Genomic DNA, 14,474 nt, shown 5'->3' with positions numbered 1-14,474 from the left:
CGAGATCAGGCTGGGGCAGCCAGTGCGGCAGCCCTAGTCAGTAAAGAGATGTTCGGTCCGCGCCAGTGCCAATGCGGCATCACGATCCAAGGCCAGAAACGGCATCAGTTGTTCGGCAATCTGTTCGTCGCTGTCGCTCTCGCGGATCAGGCTGTGATGATCAAAACCCACATCGCGGATGCGATCGGATTCGTGCTGGATGTCATTGCGGATGGTTGGCAGCAGCCGCTCCAGCGCAATTGAGGATGTTTGCTGGCCGGCCAGACCGATCCTCTCGGCATGACCCCTTAGATATTCGTCGCTCAGGGTGCATTCAATCTGCAGGATGCGTGTCACCGCTCGATCCGCGCAAAAATCCTGCATCAGTTCTAACGCAGATGGGTCAAGGCAGATCACCATCCGGTCAGCCTCATAGTAATCCAACAACATCCGCACCAATGCGCGGCGGTGACGGGTTCGTTTCAACATGGTTGCCTGCAGGCCGCCAAGGTTGGGCATCTCTGTGCCTTCTTCATCAAACAGATAGGCAAGGGCGGGAATGTTGCTGACATCGCGTAGACGTCCGATCAGCCGTTTGGCGACGTGCCATTTCTTACAGGCAATGATCAGCAATTCGCGATCTCGGCCTAGGGTGCTTTCGGTTTCCCAAAACCGTGGGGCAAACCTCAACCCATTGCGCCCGCGTTTGGTCAGAAAGCCATAAAGGTTCCTGCCCTCGTCGGAGATCTGAAACTCGACACCTTGCTCGGCATAAAGAGCACCGAGACGATGTTTTAGCTCCAATGCCTCAGAGCTGATTTTGCGAGCAAAGAGAAAGTCTTGCCCCATCAGCATGTCATAGTGGTCGTTGTAGAACTGCACCGGCATTCCATAATCCGAGAACATCAGAAATGTCAGAGTACGGCTTTCGATTTCCTTTGCTGGGACAAGATGGCGCACCAAGGTCTGGAAAAAGGTCTCATCCGGGATCCAGGTGGTGCGAAAGAACCGAAGCACATCGCGACGTTCTTTCAAAAACGAGAGTATCCATTCAACAGTACGGCGGCGCAGACACCACCATTGGCTGCCAATCTGGACTTGGATGTCCTCGGGCAGGGCGCGTGTCAATCCCAGGTGTTTCTGTAGGCCGTAGCTCAGATCGAACAGACGTTTGTTTTTACGTTCATTAAAGACATGGCGGTAAATAAGCCGGTCTTCCTTCATCCCGGTCTTGATCCAATCACTATCGAAAAAATCAAAACTCTCGATGTAGTCTTTGTCCTGCGCATCCAGAAGTCGATGAGCATATTCAGCCGTTTTGATGGCCATACAGTCGCCCGACACCATGTAAAAGTGAGTGGCGCGTGGGAAATTGGCTACTGCACATTCCAGCGCATATAAGGTGGCCTGAACCAGCGACCATTCCCCCCAACCACATTTGACCCGCTTGCGGGCAAAACAGACATTGGGCGTGTTCTTCAGCGCGTCTTGGATTTGCTTAAACGCAGCGGCGGAGGCTCGGCCATCGAAATGGATCGCCATGTAGTCGCCCGCAGCCGTCAGTCGCTGGGCTTGCTGGATGATAGCCTCAGGGTCTTTATGGCACAGCAGAACATATGCGATTTTTGCCATTGCGGTGCCCCGGTGTCGTATTTTGATTGATTGTTTCCTTGATACTGACGAATTCTCGCTGAATAAACCGCCTTATTGAGCTTTTAACGACTAAGCTTGCACAGAGGGCCAATTGCGGCGCGCGGGCATGGGGGACTAGTATTATGGGATTTCCAGGCACTTGGATGACAGAAAGCGAAAGCGTGGTGTACCGCGTGGTGCCTAAATGCGCCTGCTCGACGATTGGTCAGATCATGTATTATTCCGATCACGGACAATTCTTCGATGGTGATATTCATGATGCAACCAGCGGTTTGCACAAATGGGCCCTGTCTGACAGTCAGCCCTTGATTGCAGGCAATGTTCAGTCACAGAAATCCTATGCCTTCACCTGCGTGCGGAACCCGTATACCCGAGTCCTAAGTTCGTTTTTTGACAAAATTTGCGGCATTCAGCGCAATGGCAAACGCTACCGCGGTAATCTGGTTCCGCGGTTGACCTACGAATATGGGATCGACGTTGGTGGCGAAGATGGCAAGCAACCCTTTGATCAGATCAAGAGCTTTCGCCGGTTCCTATTGTTTGTCCGCGATACGGTCAAATTTCGCCGCCCTATGGATCCCGATATTCACTGGTCCGCGACTTCGGGCCATGTCTCCACCTTCATCTGCAATGGCGGCCGCTACGACAAGGTGATTTGGACCGAAGCGTTTAATGATGGAATACAGGGTGTGCTGGATGCCATCGAGACGCGGCATAAAGTAGATCTTGCGCAAATCCCGCGGTTCAACGAAAGCGAAGGTCATGGCCCCAAACGCGCGCATGCGGTTGAGGACTATTTTGACGATCTGTCGATGCATCTGGTCTACGAGATCTACAAACGCGATTTCGAAGTATTCAAATATGATTTTGAGAACCCCGCCAATAAGATGCCGATAGGCGAGATCGATCTGGACGAAGTGCACGCCAAACTGGGCGAGTAATCTCAAGGCACAGAACAACTCCCGCGCCATGCCCCTGCATCAAAGATGCCTGCGCCTGCCTTGGGCCAGGCGCCGCTGACGCGGCGCGGTTCCGACAGATCTATGTGTGAAGAGGTAGAGTGGGTTCAGCCGCTGTACGTTGCGTTTAGCAGCACCTGTTTCAGCCCTGTAGGATAGAGCGCTGGACCACCCGTATCCAATTCATCAAGTGTGAACCATCTGGCTGTGCACTCGACGCCGCTGTCTTCTTTGAAGACAATGGGATCGTCTGACGGCAGTGCAGCGGTGGGCAGTGTGACTTCGGCGGCGAAGATGACCTCATGGCCGGTTTTGCCTTCATGCGTGAAGATGTTTTCCAACACATGGGGCCGACCGGGTGTGGTGATTTCAATACTGAGCTCTTCTTGGAATTCGCGCGCCAGCGCTTGCTGCCAAGTTTCCCCGAATTCGACTGTGCCTCCAAGCGGACGAACACCCTTGATATGGCCCGTGTCTGTTGTGACCTCTGCGGCCAAAAGGCGATCACCTCGCCAACAGATGCCAATGGCTTTTACACGAATGTACTGAACCGGTCGCCAAATCGTCATGGGTGTCCTGCGAATGAGTTGAGAAAGGTGCCGACTAAGGTGATACAGGGATTGCTGCAATGCTGCAATTCAACCAGTTTACGGCCACGGATCACCGTCGATCGCAAGCCGCTCAGATCACGAAATATTTCACTTAGCCTTTTGCTGGTGTTGCCGCTATCCGTGGCTCATGGCTTACAATTATGATAAATTATATGGCGAAACGCCTGATGCTCTTGGCGATCCCAGCCCGGTGTTCATGCAGTTTTTCAACCAACACTCTGACACGGATCTTCGGGTTCTGGATGTCGGTTGTGGACAAGGCAGAGATGCGCTCTTTATTGCGCGCAAGGGGCACCGGGTGGTCGGGGTTGATACGTCAACCAATGGGATCCGAGATCTGGTCGCAACTGCCGGAAAGGAAGACCTCTCAATCGAGGGGGTTGTCGCCGACATCACCGATTATGCGCCGGACGGGATATTCGACATCATCCTCTTTGACCGAACGTTGCACATGTTGCCCAAAAGCCTGCGACTGGCGGTTTTGAAACAACTGCTTGATCACGTGGCTGTCGGGGGATGGGTTCTGATCGCAGATGAGGCTTCGAACATGGGTGGGTTTGAATCTGCCTTTGCGGGTCATGAATATGCATGGAGCGATGAATATTCAAAATCCGGATATCAGTTCCGACGGCGCAGCGAGACCAGTTGAGCGTCGCGGTTCAACGAATTGAAAAGGGGCGGGTATTATGCCCGCCCCTTAAGTCTATGATGTATGTACTTATGTTCGACAGGTATTAATCTTCGTCAGGCAAAGCGCGAACAGCACCTTTTGCGGCGGAGGTGGCGAGCAGGGCATAGGCCTTCAAGGCCTTAGAAACCTTGCGTTTCCGCGGTTTTACAGGCTTCCATCCGGCAGCATCCTGTGCGGCACGGCGCGTGGCCAGTTCCTCGTCCGAGACAGCCAGATGGATGGTTCGGTTGGGGATATCAATCTCGATCTTGTCGCCTTGTTGCACCAGACCGATTTCGCCGCCTTCCGCAGCTTCGGGCGAGACATGGCCAATCGACAGGCCAGAGGTGCCGCCGGAAAACCGTCCATCGGTCAAGAGAGCGCAGGCTTTGCCCAGGCCTTTTGATTTCAGATAGGAGGTTGGATAGAGCATTTCCTGCATGCCCGGGCCGCCGCGCGGACCTTCGTAGCGGATCACGACGATATCGCCTTCTTTCACCTTGCTGGTGAGAATGTCGTTCACCGCCTGATCCTGACTCTCGCAGACATAGGCAGACCCGGTGAACGTCAGGATATCTTTATCCACGCCGGCTGTTTTTACGATGCAGCCTTCGCGCGCGATATTGCCAAACAGAACTGCCAGACCGCCGTCCTGACTAAAGGCGTGCTCCTTGGCGCGGATGACGCCGCCTTCGCGATCCGTATCCAGCTCCTTGTAGCGGTTGGACTGCGAAAACGCCTCGGTGGTGCGTACGCCACCCGGTGCTGCCTTGAACAGCGCTTCCGCTTCCGGATTGTTAGCAACCTTGATGTCCCATTTGGCGATGGCCTCGCCCATAGTGCTGGTATGCACGGTGCTGCAATCATTGTGCAGCAGGCCGGCACGGCTCAACTCACCCAGGATCGAGAAGATCCCGCCAGCCCGGTGAACATCCTCCATGTGGACGTTCTCAATATTGGGGGCCACTTTGCACAGACAGGGGACTTTGCGCGACAGACGATCCATGTCGGTCATGGTGAAGTCGACGTAGCCTTCATTTGCAATTGCCAGAAGGTGCAGAACAGTATTGGTTGACCCGCCCATAGCAATATCGAGGCTCATTGCGTTCTCAAAGGCTTCGAAGGTTGCGATTTGGCGCGGCAGCAGACCGGTCTCATTGCCCACGTAGTGGCGTTTGGTGATGTCGACAATCTTGCGACCGGCTTCCAGAAACAGATGTTTGCGGTCGGCATGGGTGGCGAGTGTCGAGCCATTGCCTGGCAACGCCAGACCCAGCGCCTCGGCCAGGCAGTTCATCGAGTTCGCCGTGAACATGCCCGAGCAGGAGCCGCAGGTAGGACAGGCGTTTTCTTCGATGTGCTGAACTTGCTCATCCGTCATCGTGTCGCTGGCGGCTGCTACCATCGCGTCCACCAGATCGATTTTCTTCATGTCGAGGTCAGCAAGGTCGATCTTGCCAGCCTCCATCGGACCACCAGAGACAAAGATCGCCGGAATATTCAGGCGCATGGCGGCCATGAGCATGCCGGGGGTAATCTTGTCGCAGTTGGAAATGCAGACCATAGCATCGGCGCAATGTGCATTGACCATGTATTCGACACTGTCTGCGATCACTTCGCGCGATGGCAGTGAATAAAGCATCCCGTCATGGCCCATTGCGATCCCGTCATCTACGGCAATGGTATTGAACTCTTTGGCGACACCGCCGGCAGCCTCTACTTCGCGGGCAACCATCTGGCCCAGGTCCTTGAGGTGAACGTGGCCAGGCACAAATTGAGTGAAGGAGTTGACGATGGCGATGATCGGTTTGCCGAAATCGTCGTCTGTCATACCTGTTGCGCGCCACAGGCCGCGTGCGCCCGCCATATTGCGGCCATGGGTGGAGGTTCTGGATCGGTACATTGGCATCTGGCTGGTTCCCTTGTCTTTGCCCCTCAGGGACACGATTTGCGCAATAAAGGCAACATGTCGGGACGGTCTTCGGTAATTATCAGGCGGTTTCTTTGAATTTATGCGATGTTTGGCAGGCTACGGCTGGGCAGGTTGGCTCCACTGTCCTGTTCCTTCTTATGCACTAAGTGTTGGTTCGGTGTTCTGAGCAGGTGATTCACCGCCAATCCCAGTACCAGCGCCCAGAAGGGAGCGCCGAGACCCCAAAAGCTGATACCCGAGACAGTGGTCATAAAAGTGATCAGCGCAGCCTCACGGCCTTTAGTGTCCGATAGGGCAGCGGCCAAGCTATTGCCGATGGTGGTCATCAGCGCAAGTCCTGCTATCGTTGCAATCAGCGCTTTGGGCGCGATCAGGAACAGGCTGATCACTGTAGCGCCGCCAAGACCAACCAAAATATAGACGATCCCTGTCATGACGCCGGCTATATAGCGCGTATCTGGATTTTCATCGGCTTCGGGACCGGCGCAGATGGCCGCGGTGATGGCCGCGAGGTTGAAAGAATAGCCACCAAATGGTGCAAGCAATAGCGTAGCAACACCCGTCACCGTCAGGCTGGCAGAGATCGGTGGCTGATAGCCGGCGGCTCGCAGCGCCACGACGCCGGGCATAGTTTGCGAAGACATGGTGACCACATAGAGCGGCAACCCAATGCCGATTAGCACCTGTAGTGAAAAGGCAGGCATGATGAATGCAGGTCGCGCCAGTGTCAGATCCAAATTGCCAATATCGCCAAAAGCCCCGGTAGCGGCACACCATATGGTGCCGACTGCGAGAACCGCAGGAATGGTATAACGCGGCAGCAAACGTCGCCCGAGCAGAAAAGTCAGTCCCATAACCGCCACCAGTGCTGTATCGGTCTGCAAAAAGGTGAAAGCGGAGAGGCCGAACTGAAATAGGATACCGGCCAGCATGGCATTTGCCAGATTGTCCGGGATTAACCGCGACAGAACTCCAAACCAGCCCGACACCCCAGTTAGGGTCAGTAAAAGCCCGCAAAAGACAAAGGCTCCAATGGCCTGTTCTAACGGTACCCCGTTGAGGCTGACCGCCAATAGGGCTGCTCCGGGTGTAGACCAGGCAGTCAATATTGGCATCCTGAAGCGCAGGGACAGAATCAGGCAAGTGATGCCCATGCCTAACCCCAATGCCAGCATCCAGCTGCTGGCTTGGGTCTGGCTGGCGCCCACGGCTTCAATCGCCTGAAAGATGATTGCCACTGATCCTGTATAGCCAACCAAGACTGCGACCGCGCCAGAAACGATGTGAGAGAGCTTCAGGTCTTTGAGCATAAGGGTTTTCCTATCAAGATGGATCGGGTACGAGTTTTGGTGCGTGCGTTATAGCGCACGATATCCGTTGTGCGCTATAACGCACAAGACCTTTATGTGGGCAAAGGACAGACAGCAGTGGCGGGCAGAAAATCACCATGAGCAACGAGAGCATTACGTTGAATTTGCGGGAAATTCGCACTGCTGCCGGACTTAGTTTGACCAGTGCAGCCGAGGTCACAGGCGTCAGCAAAGCAATGCTGGGTCAGATCGAACGAGGCGAATCAAGCCCGACAATTGCCACCTTATGGAAAATCGCAAAAGGGTTTCACCTACCATTGACCGCGCTGATCGGACAGGCGTCACAGGCAGGTGGTGTCAGCGGCAGCAGCTTCTGCTCAGTCCAGTTCCCGGGATCGATTGCTGTCAAAATGGTATTTCCCTTCGATCCTATGTTGGGAGCAGAGACCTTTCACGTCAGTCTACGGCCAGGGCAATGCCACCAATCGCAGCCGCACGACAGTGGTGTCATCGAGGAGGTGTTTGTGCTGGAGGGGGCTATGGAGGTGCTGCGCGACGGAGAATGGGTGCCTCTGAAGACCGGTCAAGGGCTGCGGTTTTCGGCGGATCAGCCACATGGTTATCGCAGCGGTGACAGCGGAGCGGCATTTTTGAACATGCATCATTACCGCAGTGTAGCGAGCCAGATCTGACTTCCATCTGATGCGGTGGTGGTTGGCGGTTCAATTGGCCGCAGTCGCATGGCTTGTGTCGCCAGGGCATAGGACCTAATGTTTTGCATCTATTGATTTCAATGACTTTTAGGGCTCGCGCCAAGGCATATCGGAACTGCAATTTTTGCATCGTATCTCGCCGCTGAGCCATTTCGGGGAAAGTATGACCATGGATACCCTGCGCGGCAGTCTCTTGATGGTGTTGGCCATGGCAGCTTTTGCTTTGGAAGATATGTTCATCAAATCTGCAGCTCAAAGCCTGCCGGTTGGGCAAATTCTGATCCTGTTCGGGGTGGGCGGCATGGCGATTTTTGCTGTCATGGCGCGTGCGCAAGGGCAGCGACTGTGGAGCCCGGTGTACTACACGCGCGCGCTGGTGGTGCGTTCAATCTCGGAGGTGGCGGGGCGATTGTGTTTTACGTTGGCGATTGCGCTGACCCCGCTGTCGTCCGCATCAGCAATACTACAGGCAACACCCCTGGTGGTATCGGCTGGTGCTGTGGTGTTCTTCAACGAACATGTCGGATTGCGTCGTTGGCTTGCGATTGCTGCTGGATTTATCGGGGTCTTGATGATCCTGCGCCCGGGCGCGAACGGGTTTGAACTGGCCTCGCTCTTTGCGGTTGCGGGCACATTGGGGTTTGCCGGGCGGGATCTTGCCACCCGCGCCGCGCCTTCGGGCCTCTCCAATACCCAATTGGGGCTCGTAGGATTTGCCATGCTGGTGGCTGCCGGGCTGATTGCGCTGCCTTTTGGAGACCAGATGGTAATGCCGGATGTCGCGACAAGTGTGAGCTTGGGGGCCGCAACGCTTGTAGGGGTGGTGGCCTATCAGGCCCTAACCGGTGCCATGCGAACAGGTGAAATTTCCGTGGTCGCCCCGTTTCGCTACACGCGGTTGATCTTCGCCATGGTGTTGGGTGTTGTCGTGTTCCACGAACGTCCGGATCTGTGGACCCTGATCGGGAGTGCCGTCATTGTGGTCAGTGGCGGCTTTACCTTGTTACGTAGCAACCGTCGCGGGGCTGAGACCTAGATCCGACCCAGGTTGCGGGCCGAAGCCTCCTTCTGCATCGCGCCTGCATCATCATCTTGCACCTCTGCCTCTGGCACCTTACATCTGCGACCCATGGCCAAGCAAAAATCAGACCCGAACTACAAAGTTATCGCGGAAAACCGCCGTGCGCGGTTTGATTACGCGATTGAAGACGATCTGGAATGCGGAATTCTCTTGGAAGGGTCCGAGGTCAAATCGCTGCGCGTGGGCGGTACCAACATCGCTGAGAGCTACGCCACTGTCGAAGACGGTGAGTTGTGGTTGGTGAATTCCTATATCGCGCCCTATGAACAAGCGAAAATGTTCAAGCACGAAGAACGCCGTCGGCGGAAACTGCTGGTTTCGCGCAAGGAACTTTCTGTGTTGTGGAACGCAACCCAGCGGAAAGGGATGACCCTAGTTCCGCTTGTGATGTACTTCAATCACCGCGGGCTGGCGAAGATGAAGATCGGCGTCGCCAAGGGTAAGAAGAACCACGACAAGCGCGAGACCGAGGCCAAGCGGGATTGGTCACGGCAGAAACAGCGCCTGCTGAAAGATCACAGCTAACGTCGGCACATCTGGATAACGACAGTGAATGACCGATCGCGGCCAGTGATGCGTCAGTCGGCACATGTACTTTCAGCCATGTTTTTACTGCATTGTATTACCTGACTAAATAAGTCAGATAGCGCGCACCCAGCCGACTCATCCCTCAGTCAAGCCCGGCAGTCCATGCTTCTCCGACTGTAATAGGATGACACCCGATGACTGAGGCGTACTCTGATCCCTTGAAATCTGAACAGTTTCCGCAAACTGCAGAGGCTGTGCTCCATGGGGAAGCAAGCTTTGCGGATCTGGGATTGGATGCCTTTGAAGTAACTTTGCTTCCACAGCTGCGCCATTTCATGACCTGCTTGTTGCATCCGGAAAGCCAGGCCTGGCAGCTTGCCTATCGCAGCGCGTCGGAACGCTGGGGTGACACCTACGGATTGGCTGTGGCACATGCGTTGTTTAAGGTGGTCCGCTGCCTGTACGATATCCGCGGAGATCTCTACCAGGTCCATGACGCTCTGAACCTTGAGACACGCGCAAGCGTGACAGCAGATGAATCCGCCTTTTTGCGGATGCTGCACCACATGCGCCGCGATGAAACCCCTGCGGCGCGCGATGCTGTGGCAGATCTGACAGGTGGCTGGATGGAACCACATGTGATCCGAGCGGCGCTGGCCTTCGCGCATCGCTTCCCGGTCGGCAAAGTCGAACAACAGAGGCCGCAACAGACGCTTCAAAATGCGCGGTTGCGATCCGGGTTGCGTGTTGTCGGCTGACAAACCGGCTCCGCCCTAGTGCCCGCTACCCCTGGCCGCCGTCGTACGAGACAGATTATTGCGCTGAGCGCCCAGCTTCCCTTGCGACTCTGTCCGGTCGGATGTACGGATGCCTCAGCACATATGAGGGGAGACGGAAACGTTGGACGATCCTAAAACGCTTGTGTCGACAGACTGGCTGGCCGCGCATCTGAAAGATCCCGACCTGCGGATCCTTGATGCCTCTTGGTACATGCCGCACGAAGGGCGCGATCCTAAAGCGGAATATGACAATGTTCATATTCCCGGTGCCCGCTTCTTTGACATCGACGATATCGCCGATAACCGCTCCGATCTGCCGCATATGGTTCCCCCGGTCGAGAAATTCATGTCGCGGCTGCGGGCAATGGGCGTCGGTGACGGTCATCAGGTTGTGGTCTATGATGGGATGGGACTGCGCTCTGCAGCGCGGGTTTGGTGGCTTTTCCGGCTGATGGGCCAGACGAATATCGCGGTTTTGGACGGTGGCTTGCCGAAATGGCAATCCGAGGGCAACCCGGTTGAAGATCTGCCGCCGGTGATCCGCGACCGCCACATGACAGTGCGGGTGCAGAACCACCTGCTGCGTGATGTGACGCAGGTATCCTCCGCGGCCAAGCTCGGCGATCACGAGATTATCGATGCCCGTGCGGCTGAACGTTTCCAAGGCAACGTGCCAGAGCCTCGCGAAGGCCTCCGTTCCGGCCATATTCCGGGCTCCAAGAATCTGCCCTATACCTATCTGCTGAACGGTGATCAGACGATGAAATCGCCTGATGAACTCCGCGCCGCCCTTTACAACGCGGGCGTTGATCTCAGTAAACCCGCTATCACCACCTGCGGGTCCGGTGTCACCGCTGCTGTTCTCAGCCTGGCCATGGAGCGGATCGGCAAGACCGATCACTCGCTCTATGATGGCTCCTGGACAGAGTGGGGCGCCTTCCCGACCCTACCCGTCGCAACCGGAGAGACTTGATGTTCGAAACCCTGAAACCCCAGCCTGCGGATAAAATCCTAGCGTTGATGCAGATGTATCGCGATGACCCGCGCGATAACAAAATCGACCTTGGCGTTGGCGTCTATAAGAACGCCGAAGGGGTGACCCCGGTCATGCGCGCGATTAAGGCGGCGGAGCATAAACTGTGGGAAGAGCAGACATCCAAATCCTATGTCGGTCTCGCAGGGGATCCCGGCTATTCCGACGCGATGATCAATCTGATCCTCGCCGATAGTGTCGAGCGCGGTAACGTTGCCGCAGCAGCGACCCCCGGTGGTACCGGCGCGGTGCGTCAGGCATTTGAGTTGATCCAGATGGCCAACCCGGGTGCGCGGGTCTTTGTTTCTGATCCAACATGGCCAAACCATATTTCGATCTTGAAGTATCTGGGCATCGATACCGTCGCCTACCGGTATTTTGATCGCGAGACCTGCGGTGTAAACTTCGACGGTATGATCGAGGATCTGAAAACCGCCAAGAAGGGCGATGTGGTGCTGTTGCATGGTTGCTGCCACAATCCCACCGGTGCCAACCTCAATATGGTACAGTGGCATGAAGTGGTTGCCCTGCTGAACGAGCGTGGCCTTATCCCGATGATCGACATCGCCTATCAGGGCTTCGGTGATGGTCTGGAAGAGGATGCGCAGGGCGTGCGCTACGTCGCCGCAAACACGCCTGAGTGTCTGATTGCAGCCAGCTGCTCCAAGAATTTTGGCATCTACCGCGAGCGTGCGGGCCTGTTGATGGCTGTGTCGCAGGATACCGGCGCGCAGGCGCTGAACCAGGGCACACTCGCCTTTCTGAACCGTCAGAACTATTCTTTCCCGCCAGACCACGGCGCGCGTCTGGTTACGATGATCTTGAACGACGATGCGCTGCGTGCGGATTGGGCGGCAGAGCTGGAAGAGACCCGACTGGGTATGCTGAAACTTCGCGAAGGTTTGGCGAGCGAGTTGCAACGCCTGACCGGCTCTGACCGCTTCAGCTTTTTGGCGCAGCATCGTGGCATGTTCTCACTGCTTGGCACTTCGCCTGAGATGGTCGAAAAAATGCGTGCTGACAGTGGCATTTACATGGTTGGCGACAGCCGCATGAACATCGCCGGCTTGAACGAGAAAACCGTGCCAATCCTTGCTAAGGCGATTATCGACGCCGGTGTCTGAGACAAAGTCCTCACAATAGATGAAAACGCGCCTCTGATCCGGGCGCGTTTTTGTCTTCTAGGACTTTTCGTAGATGTCTTGGGTGATGGTTTTAGGCGTTTTCCCAAATCACCACTACAAAGGCTCAAACGAAAAACGCGGCCCCTGTTACAGGGCCGCGCGTCGCGATGTTAGTTTTAAGGCTTAGCTAGGGGAGAACTCGGGGTAGGCTTCCATACCCATTTCCGCCATATCCAGTCCGTTCACCTCATCATCTTCGGTCACACGGATGCCAGTGACAGCGCGCAGGATCAGCCAGACCACTGCAGAGCTGATCACAACAAACAGGGCGACAACCACAATACCGGTCAGCTGAGTTATGAGACTTGCGTCGGGATTGGTTAGCACAACCGCGATGGTGCCCCAGATGCCCGCAACCAGGTGCACAGGAATTGCTCCAACCACATCGTCAATCTTCATCTTGTCCAGCAATGGAACAACGAACACCACGATGATACCACCGATCGCACCGATCACGGTCGCCATGCCTAGGGTTGGTGTCAGTGGTTCAGCAGTGATCGACACGAGGCCGGCCAGTGCGCCGTTCAGGATCATAGTGAGGTCGGGCTTCTTGAACAGCAGCTGCGTCAAGACCAGCGCAGCAATGGCACCACCCGCGGCGGCAGCATTGGTATTGGCAAAGATCCGGCTGACATCTGCCACATCGCCTACCGTGCCCATTGCCAGCTGCGAACCACCGTTAAAGCCGAACCAACCGAGCCACAGGATAAAAGTACCCAAGGTCGCCAGCGCCAGATTGGAACCGGGCATCGGTACGGTTTTGTTGCCCTTATACTTGCCAAGGCGCGGGCCGAGGATCAGCGCACCGGTCAAGGCCGCCCAACCACCTACAGAGTGCACAACTGTCGAGCCGGCGAAATCCAGGAAACCCATTTCGTCGAGGAAGCCACCGCCCCATTTCCAGCTGGCCTGCAGCGGGTAGATCACTGCGGTCAGAACAATAGTAAAGGCAAGGAACGGCCATAGCTTCACGCGCTCTGCCAATGTGCCGGACACAATCGACGCAGTGGTGGCACAGAACATCAGCTGGAAGAAGAAATCCGAGCCAGTCGAGGCATAGGAATAGTCATCAGCCGCATCCGACGTAACGCCGACCGCTTCCAGAACACCAGGGCCCCAGACACCGGACAATACGCCTTCTACAGACCAAGTGCCCAGCGGGTACATCAGGTTGTAGCCGATTAGATAGTAAAAGATCGCCGCCAGGGAGAACAATGCGACGTTCTTGGTCAGCTGCATGGTCACGTTTTTGGAACGCACCAGACCAGCTTCCAACATGGCGAAACCTGCCGCCATCCAGAACACCAGAAAACCGCCGACCAGGAACAGCAAAGAGTTGAGGATAAACACAGTGTCGGTGGCAGCGGCCCCGGCAGGTGCGGCCTCCTGCGCGGCGGCGAGGCCGGGCAGGGCCAGCGCCGTTACGGCCGCAAGGGCGAGGGTTGATTTACGCATAACTTAATTTCCTTCCTTGGCGCGTTTTCACAGCGCGTCGTGATTGGTTTCGCCGGTACGCACGCGAACTGCTTGCGACACGTCGAGAACAAAGATCTTTCCGTCACCGATTTTGCCGGTCCGTGCAGTCTGGGTAATGGTGTCGACGGCCTGGTCGGCCAGCTCCGAAGGCACCACTAGATCCAGGCGTACTTTGGGTACGAAGTTCACTTCGTATTCCGCACCGCGATAGATCTCGGTATGGCCGGATTGAGCGCCAAACCCCTTGATTTCTGTGACCATCAAACCGGACACACCGATGGAGGTCAGCGCCTCGCGGACCTCCTCCAGTTTGAACGGTTTGATGGTTGCTATGATCATCTTCATCCCTGAACCCCTGCCATGGTGACTGCGCGTGATGGCTGCGCTTGAACTGTTTGCAGCTGCAGAAAATCCGTTGAACCGAGTCGGTGGAACGTTAACGCGGCATTTTCGGGGGGGTGGCATAGCGCTAAGGTGAAAAAAGAGGCAGTCTTTTGCCGATGCGCCTAAAAAACAGCCAGCCTGCAGAGGGGAATTGCTGACAAACTGCCCCTCAACAAACCGA

General features: G+C 55.8%; 14 protein-coding genes. 8 read left to right on the top strand and 6 right to left on the bottom strand.

The features are described from left to right. Window positions 1-33 precede the first annotated feature (33 nt). Window positions 34-1,611, bottom strand: a complete 1,578-nt coding sequence (locus tag ACEWZM_RS06465; protein ID WP_414005654.1) for a DUF5928 domain-containing protein — start codon at window positions 1,609-1,611, stop codon at window positions 34-36. Between the two features lie 143 nt (window positions 1,612-1,754). On the opposite strand from ACEWZM_RS06465, the gene ACEWZM_RS06460 reads away from it, so the two are divergent. Then, entirely contained in the window at window positions 1,755-2,573 is an 819-nt protein-coding gene (locus ACEWZM_RS06460) for a sulfotransferase family protein (RefSeq protein WP_414005653.1), read from the top strand. Between the two features lie 125 nt (window positions 2,574-2,698). Here the strand turns inward: ACEWZM_RS06460 and ACEWZM_RS06455 are convergent, their stop codons facing one another. Continuing rightward, complete coding sequence (locus ACEWZM_RS06455) at window positions 2,699-3,160, bottom strand: NUDIX hydrolase (RefSeq protein ID WP_414005652.1); 462 nt, start codon at window positions 3,158-3,160, stop codon at window positions 2,699-2,701. 169 nt (window positions 3,161-3,329) lie between these two features. On the opposite strand from ACEWZM_RS06455, the gene ACEWZM_RS06450 reads away from it, so the two are divergent. Beyond that, window positions 3,330-3,851 (top strand): class I SAM-dependent methyltransferase, encoded by a 522-nt coding sequence (locus ACEWZM_RS06450; protein WP_414005651.1) that lies wholly within the window; start codon window positions 3,330-3,332, stop codon window positions 3,849-3,851. An 85-nt stretch (window positions 3,852-3,936) separates the two neighbouring features. Here ACEWZM_RS06450 and ilvD read toward each other — a convergent pair whose 3' ends face one another. Further along, entirely contained in the window at window positions 3,937-5,781 is a 1,845-nt protein-coding gene (ilvD, locus tag ACEWZM_RS06445; protein WP_414005650.1) for a dihydroxy-acid dehydratase, read from the bottom strand. Between the two features lie 101 nt (window positions 5,782-5,882). Then, window positions 5,883-7,115 (bottom strand): benzoate/H(+) symporter BenE family transporter, encoded by a 1,233-nt coding sequence (locus ACEWZM_RS06440; RefSeq protein ID WP_414005649.1) that lies wholly within the window; start codon window positions 7,113-7,115, stop codon window positions 5,883-5,885. Window positions 7,116-7,252: 137 nt separating this feature from the next. On the opposite strand from ACEWZM_RS06440, the gene ACEWZM_RS06435 reads away from it, so the two are divergent. From ACEWZM_RS06435 to ACEWZM_RS06410, 6 genes are all read left to right on the top strand, one after another. Beyond that, window positions 7,253-7,807 (top strand): helix-turn-helix domain-containing protein, encoded by a 555-nt coding sequence (locus ACEWZM_RS06435; protein ID WP_414005648.1) that lies wholly within the window; start codon window positions 7,253-7,255, stop codon window positions 7,805-7,807. Window positions 7,808-7,997: 190 nt separating this feature from the next. Further along, window positions 7,998-8,864: a DMT family transporter gene (locus ACEWZM_RS06430; RefSeq protein WP_414007977.1), complete on the top strand. Its 867-nt coding sequence runs from the start codon at window positions 7,998-8,000 to the stop codon at window positions 8,862-8,864. 93 nt (window positions 8,865-8,957) lie between these two features. Next, the gene (smpB, locus tag ACEWZM_RS06425) at window positions 8,958-9,434 is read left to right on the top strand and encodes an SsrA-binding protein SmpB (protein WP_414005647.1); all 477 of its coding nucleotides are present in this window, start codon (window positions 8,958-8,960) and stop codon (window positions 9,432-9,434) included. A gap of 197 nt (window positions 9,435-9,631) precedes the next feature. Further along, complete coding sequence (locus ACEWZM_RS06420; RefSeq protein ID WP_414005646.1) at window positions 9,632-10,195, top strand: hypothetical protein; 564 nt, start codon at window positions 9,632-9,634, stop codon at window positions 10,193-10,195. A 142-nt stretch (window positions 10,196-10,337) separates the two neighbouring features. Further along, window positions 10,338-11,189, top strand: a complete 852-nt coding sequence (gene sseA / locus ACEWZM_RS06415) for a 3-mercaptopyruvate sulfurtransferase (RefSeq protein WP_414005645.1) — start codon at window positions 10,338-10,340, stop codon at window positions 11,187-11,189. Next, on the top strand, window positions 11,189-12,373 hold the full coding sequence (locus ACEWZM_RS06410) for an amino acid aminotransferase (RefSeq protein WP_414005644.1): 1,185 nt from the start codon (window positions 11,189-11,191) through the stop codon (window positions 12,371-12,373). The genes sseA and ACEWZM_RS06410 overlap by 1 nt, the downstream gene beginning before the upstream one ends. A gap of 183 nt (window positions 12,374-12,556) precedes the next feature. Here the strand turns inward: ACEWZM_RS06410 and ACEWZM_RS06405 are convergent, their stop codons facing one another. Together ACEWZM_RS06405 and ACEWZM_RS06400 are read right to left on the bottom strand one after the other, a co-directional pair. Beyond that, entirely contained in the window at window positions 12,557-13,888 is a 1,332-nt protein-coding gene (locus ACEWZM_RS06405; RefSeq protein WP_414005643.1) for an ammonium transporter, read from the bottom strand. 27 nt (window positions 13,889-13,915) lie between these two features. Continuing rightward, on the bottom strand, window positions 13,916-14,254 hold the full coding sequence (locus ACEWZM_RS06400; protein ID WP_414005642.1) for a P-II family nitrogen regulator: 339 nt from the start codon (window positions 14,252-14,254) through the stop codon (window positions 13,916-13,918). Between the last annotated feature and the right edge of the window lie 220 nt (window positions 14,255-14,474).

It is taken from the genome of Phaeobacter cretensis, from assembly GCF_047372505.1.
In the GTDB taxonomy this organism is placed as follows: domain Bacteria; phylum Pseudomonadota; class Alphaproteobacteria; order Rhodobacterales; family Rhodobacteraceae; genus Phaeobacter; species Phaeobacter cretensis.
Note: the sequence above shows the minus strand (reverse complement) of the source record. Positions and strands in the feature narration are given on the sequence as shown.